At 70.6% G+C, this 5,391-nt stretch carries 4 protein-coding genes; 1 reads left to right on the top strand and 3 read right to left on the bottom strand.

The annotated features are described in order from the left end of the window. Positions 1-109: 109 nt before the first annotated feature. Positions 110-1,381: an ankyrin repeat domain-containing protein gene (locus tag ACE3T5_RS20985; protein ID WP_374670058.1), complete on the bottom strand. Its 1,272-nt coding sequence runs from the start codon at positions 1,379-1,381 to the stop codon at positions 110-112. 65 nt (positions 1,382-1,446) lie between these two features. Beyond that, positions 1,447-2,223, bottom strand: coding sequence for an SDR family NAD(P)-dependent oxidoreductase (locus ACE3T5_RS20980; protein WP_374670057.1), 777 nt, complete (start codon positions 2,221-2,223; stop codon positions 1,447-1,449). Between the two features lie 75 nt (positions 2,224-2,298). Between ACE3T5_RS20980 and greB the strand changes: the two genes are divergently transcribed. Then, a complete protein-coding gene (gene greB / locus ACE3T5_RS20975) occupies positions 2,299-2,859 on the top strand; it encodes a transcription elongation factor GreB (RefSeq protein ID WP_374670056.1) in 561 nt (186 codons plus the stop codon). Positions 2,860-2,875: 16 nt separating this feature from the next. Here the strand turns inward: greB and ACE3T5_RS20970 are convergent, their stop codons facing one another. Next, positions 2,876-5,146: a bifunctional (p)ppGpp synthetase/guanosine-3',5'-bis(diphosphate) 3'-pyrophosphohydrolase gene (locus tag ACE3T5_RS20970; protein ID WP_374670055.1), complete on the bottom strand. Its 2,271-nt coding sequence runs from the start codon at positions 5,144-5,146 to the stop codon at positions 2,876-2,878. Positions 5,147-5,391 lie beyond the last annotated feature (245 nt).

Genomic DNA, 5,391 nt, shown 5'->3' with positions numbered 1-5,391 from the left:
GCTACGAACCAAGGGGTCGTGGGTTCGAATCCTGCCAGCCGCGCCACTCTTCAAGGGCCTGTGCCACAAGCACAGGCCCTTTTTCCTTGGCGCGCGGGTGTCCCCACCCCTACCGCCGCAACTTCCCGTCGATCACCTCGAAGAACAGCCGCGCCGGCTGGGCGCCTTCGATCACGGTGTTGTTGATCACGAAGGCCGGCACGCCGTCGAAGCGGAAGGCCTGGGCTTCCTTCAGGTCGGCTGCCACGCGCGCGCGAACGGGTTCGCCGCGCAGATCGGCGTCGTAGCGGTCCAGGTCGGCGCCCAGTTCGCCGGCCAGCTTGCGCAGACCTTGCTCGCCGCCGGCCAGCAGGGTCTGGCTGGCGAACAGGCGATCGTAGAAGCGCCACGCCAGAGTGGGCGATTGCAGGCTCAGTGCCTCGAAGGCCAGCGCCGCCGGCATCGCCATGGGGTGCAGGTGCGGCAGGGGCAGGTGCTTCACGATCAGGCGCACCTGGCCTTCGTAGCGCGCCATCACCTCGTCGACCACGCGCGCGCCGTGGGCGCAGTAGGGGCACTGGAAGTCGGTGTACTCGTAGATCGTGACGGGCGCGGTGGGCACGCCGCGCACGGCGCGGGCGGGGTCGGGGTCGGGCACCAGCCAGCGCAGCCGCGCGGTGTCCGGCGCGGCTGCTGGCGCCGGCCGGCGTGCAGCGGCGCTGCCCGCGGCGGCAGAGGCCGCTGGGCGCGGCGCATTCACCAGCAGGTCCACCAGCGAGCGCTCGGCGCCACGCGACTGCGCCACGCGCGCGGGCCGGTTGCCGTCGCGCGCCTCGTGCGCGGGGTCGGCACCCGCCGCCAGCAGCGCGCGGGCCAGGGGCTCGTCGCGCCGGTACACGGCCCACATCAGGGCCGTCCAGCCCAGGTTGTCTTCCGCGTCGACGGTCGCTCCGGCGGCGATCAGGGCCTGCACCGCCTCGGCATTGCCGGCCTGGGCGGCGGCGATCAGCGGCGTGATGTCGTTGCGGTTGGCGGCATCGACCGGCGATCCCCGCTGGATGAGCAGCCGCACCGCGGCGGCGTTCTTCATCTGCGCGGCCACCAGCAGCGGCGTGCGCCCCCAGGCGTCGGTGGTCCGCACGTCGGCGCCTGCCTGCAGCAGGGCTTCCACGACGGGCTGCCGGCCTTGCTGCAAGGCCACGATCAACGGCGTCCGGCCCCACGCGTCGGTGGTGTTGGGCGAAGCCCCCTGCGCCAGCGCATGCTGCAGCGCCGCGGTGTCGCCTGCGCGGGCCGCGTCGTGCAGGGGCGTGGCTGGCGCCTGCGCCTGTGCGCCATGCAGCACCAGCCCCAGGCCGAGCGCCAGGACCGCGGATCGGATGTGATGGATGCGCGCCATCATGGTTTCATGATGGCGCCGCGCCGGCGGCTGGCCTTGATCCAGCGCAATCGCCGGACCGTGCTGGATCAGAACTTGGTGTAGCCGCCGTCGATGACGAACTGCTCGCCCGTCGCGTAGGCCGACGCGTCGCTCGCCAGGTAGACCGCGATGCCGCCGAAATCGTCGATCGTGCCCCAGCGCCGCGCCGGAATGCGCGGCAGCACCGCGCCGGCGAACTTGTCGTTGCCGATGGAGCGTTCGGTCATGTCGGTGACGATCCAGCCCGGCAGGATGGAGTTGACGCGGATGCGATGCCGAGCCAATTCCACCGCCAGCGCGCGCACCATGGCACACACCGCGCCCTTGGATGCGCCATAGTGGCTGTTGCGCGCCGCGCCCTCGATGGCGGCGGTGCTGGCCGTGGCCACGAGCGATCCGCCCTGGCCGCGCCCGACCATGTGACGCGCCGCGGCGCGGAAGGTGAGGAACACGCCCTCCACGTTCACGCGCTGCACGCGGCGGAACTCGGCCAGGCTCATGTCGGTGAGCAGCGTGCCCTTGCTGGACACGCCGGCGTTGGCGAAGCAGGCGTCCACGTGCCCCAGCCCGGCCACCGTGCGGGCGAAGGTGTCGTCCACCTGCGCCTCGTCACCCACGTCGCAGGTGAAGGCCAGCACGCGGGAGGCATCGCCGCAGCCGCGCGCCAGGTCCGCCCGGGCGGCCTCGGTCTTCTCGGCGTTGGAGCCCCAGATGGCCACGCGCGCGCCGGCGGCCAGCAGGGCGCGGGCCATGCCCAGGCCGATGCCGCCGTTGCCGCCGGTGACGAGCGCGTTGCGCCCGGTGAGATCGAAGGGGATGTACATGGGTTGCCTCCTTGGGTGGGGCCGGCTAGCGCGGCCGGCAGCCATCATAGGCCCGCCATCGCCTATGCTCGAAGCATGTCCAAGGCCTTCACCCGCGAGTCCGAAGCCGACGCCGACGACGACGAAGCCGGCGGCCTGCCCCCGCTGCCGCCGGGCGGCAAGAACTACATCACCCCCGCCGGGCATGCGCGCCTGCGCGCCGAACTGCTGCACCTGATCGACGTGGAGCGGCCGCAGGTGGTGGAGGTGGTGCACTGGGCGGCCAGCAACGGCGACCGTTCGGAGAATGGTGACTACCTCTACGGCAAGAAGCGCCTGCGCGAGATCGATCGCCGCATCCGCTTTCTCACCAAGCGGCTGGAGATCGCCGAGGTGGCCGATCCCTCGCTGCACCATGGCAACGACCAGGTGTTCTTCGGCGCCACGGTCACCTATGCAGATGACGCCGGCACCGAGCGCACCATCACCATCGTGGGCATCGACGAGGCCGACAGCCTGCAGGGGCAGGTGAGCTGGATCTCGCCGATCGCGCGCACGCTGCTGAAGTCGCGTGTGGGCGACGTGCTGCGGCTGGTCACGCCGGCTGGCGTGCAGGAGGTGGAGGTGATCGACGTGCGCTACCCGGCGCCGGGCTGAGGGCCGGGCCGGCGGCTCAACGCCCGGGGCGGATGCGCCGCGCGTTCATCACCGAGGGCGTGCGCCGCAGGTTGCGCAGAACCGCATCGAGGTGGTTGCGGTCGCGCACGGCGATCACGAAGCGCAGATCGGTCGCGTCCTGCGCACGGTCGTCGTCCATGTCCACGTGGGTGATGTCGGCCTCGGCGCTGGCCAGTGCCGCCGCCACCCGCGCGAGCGCGCCCTTGCCGTTCACCACGGTGACGATCACGCCAGTCTCGAACATTCGCACCGGTTCGTCGGACCATTCCACGCCGATGAAGCGCTCGCTGTCCTTGTGCTGCAGCCGCCGCGCCACGCTGCAGTCGTCCACGTGCACCACCAGGCCTTCGCCGCGACCCAGGTAGCCCACGATGCCGTCGCCCGGCACCGGCCGGCAGCAGCTGGCGAACTGCACCGAGGCGTTCTCGCTGCCGTCGAGGGTGAGCCCGCCCTGCGACACCGTCTCGTGGGCGGTGAAGCGCTCGCGGCTGATCAGCAGCGCATCGGGCTTCTCGCCCAGTTCCGCCAGCAGCGTCATCAGCCGCTTGGCAACGATGCCGGCGATGCGCTTGCCCAGACCCAGGTCCGTCAGCAGCTCGCTGCGGTTGCGGTTGCCGGTGAAGCGCAGCAGCTTCTCCCAGATGCCGTGGTAGGCCTCGCTGTCCGGCGGCAGCTTCTCCATGCCCTCCGCGCGCAGGGCCTGCGTGAGCAGCTTCTCGCCCAGCGCCTGCGACTCGGTCTGGGCCATCGTCTTCAGGTGGTGGCGAATCTTGGAGCGGGCGCGCCCGGTGCGCACGAAGCCCAGCCACGCGGGGTTGGGCGCGGACACCGGCGCGGTGATCACCTCCACCACGTCGCCATTCTTCAGCTCCGAGCGCAGCGGCGCCTGCGTGCCATTGATGCGCGCGGCCACCGTGTGGTCCCCCACGTCGCTGTGGATGGCGTAGGCGAAGTCCACCACCGTGGCGCCGCGCGGCAGCGCGAGGATCTCGTTCTTGGGCGTGAACACGTAGACCGCGTCCGGGAACAGGTCGATCTTCACGTGGTCCCAGAACTCGGCCGCGTCGCGCGTCTCGTTCTGGATGTCCAGCAGCGACTGCAGCCACTTGGTGCCCAGGTTGTCCTGCTGGTCCTGGTGCTGCGGCGCGCTGGCCTTGTACAGCCAGTGCGCGGCCACGCCGCTCTCGGCCACCAGGTGCATGCCCTCGGTGCGCAGCTGGAACTCCACGTTCACGCCCGAAGGCCCCACCAGCGTGGTGTGCAGCGACTGGTAGCCGTTGACCTTGGGGATGGCGATGTGGTCCTTGAACTTGCCCGGCACCGGCTTGTACAGCTGGTGCAGCAGGCCCAGCGCGGTGTAGCAGTCGATCACCGTGGGCACGATGATGCGGAAGCCGTAGATGTCGGTCACCTGCGCGAAGCTCAGGTGCTTCTCGTCCATCTTCTTGTAGATGGAGTAGAGCGTCTTCTCGCGGCCGGCCATGCGCACCTTCATCGCGGCCTGCTCGAAGGTGGACTCCACGTCGCGCTGCACCTTCTGGATCAGGTCGCGGCGGCGGCTGCGTGCGCGGGCCACGGCCTTGGACAGGATGGCGTAGCGCCAGGGCTTGAGGTAGCGGAAGGCGAGTTCCTGCAGCTCGCGGTAGGTCTGGTTCAGGCCCAGGCGGTGCGCGATGGGGGCGTAGATCTCCAGCGTCTCGCCCGCGATGCGGTTCCACTTGGCGCGCGGCACGTCCTGCAGCGTGCGCATGTTGTGCGTGCGGTCGGCCAGCTTGACCAGGATGACCCGCACGTCGCGGGCCATGGCCAGCAGCATCTTGCGGAAAGACTCGGCCTGATTCTCCTCGCGGGTGCTGAAGTGCAGCTTGTCCAGCTTGGTCAGGCCGTCCACCAGTTCGGCCACGGGCGCGCCGAAGCGCTGCACCAGGTCGCCCTTGCTCACGCCGCAGTCCTCGATGGCGTCGTGCAGCAGCGCGGCCATCAGCGCCTGCGCGTCGAGCTTCCACTCCGCGCATTGCGCGGCCACGGCGATGGGGTGGGTGATGTAGGGCTCGCCGCTCGCGCGCATCTGGCCCAGGTGCGCTTCGTCGGCGAAGCGGTAGGCCTTGCGGACCTGGTCGATCTCCGCCGCGTCCAGGTAGTCCAGGCGGGCGGTGAGCGCGGCAAAGCTCGCCGCCGCAGCGTTCGCCGCGGCCGGGCTGGCGCCCGCGGCCTCGTTGGGTCGCGGGGCGTTGTGGCCAGGGGGAGGCTGCAGCACCGCGGTCATGAGGAACATCATAGGCGAAGGGGCGCCAGCGCATGGATCGCTGGGGTTCCCTTCGGTCACCGCCAGCCTGCGAGATGCAGACGCGCGGCTGTTCGTAGGCCGGGGTGGCGCACAGCGCAACCCGTGCGCCCGTGAAGGCGCGTAACCAGTGCGGTGGAAGTCCGCATCGAAGGAGGTCATTGACTTCGTAGCTGAAGGTAACTGCGTCGCCGCGAGGCGGGGTGGAGAGCAACCGGAGGCGAAAG

Origin of the sequence: Ramlibacter sp. (genome assembly GCF_041916345.1) — a bacterium.
In the GTDB taxonomy this organism is placed as follows: Bacteria; Pseudomonadota; Gammaproteobacteria; order Burkholderiales; family Burkholderiaceae_C; genus Ramlibacter.
This window is presented reverse-complemented; position numbering and strand designations above follow the sequence as displayed.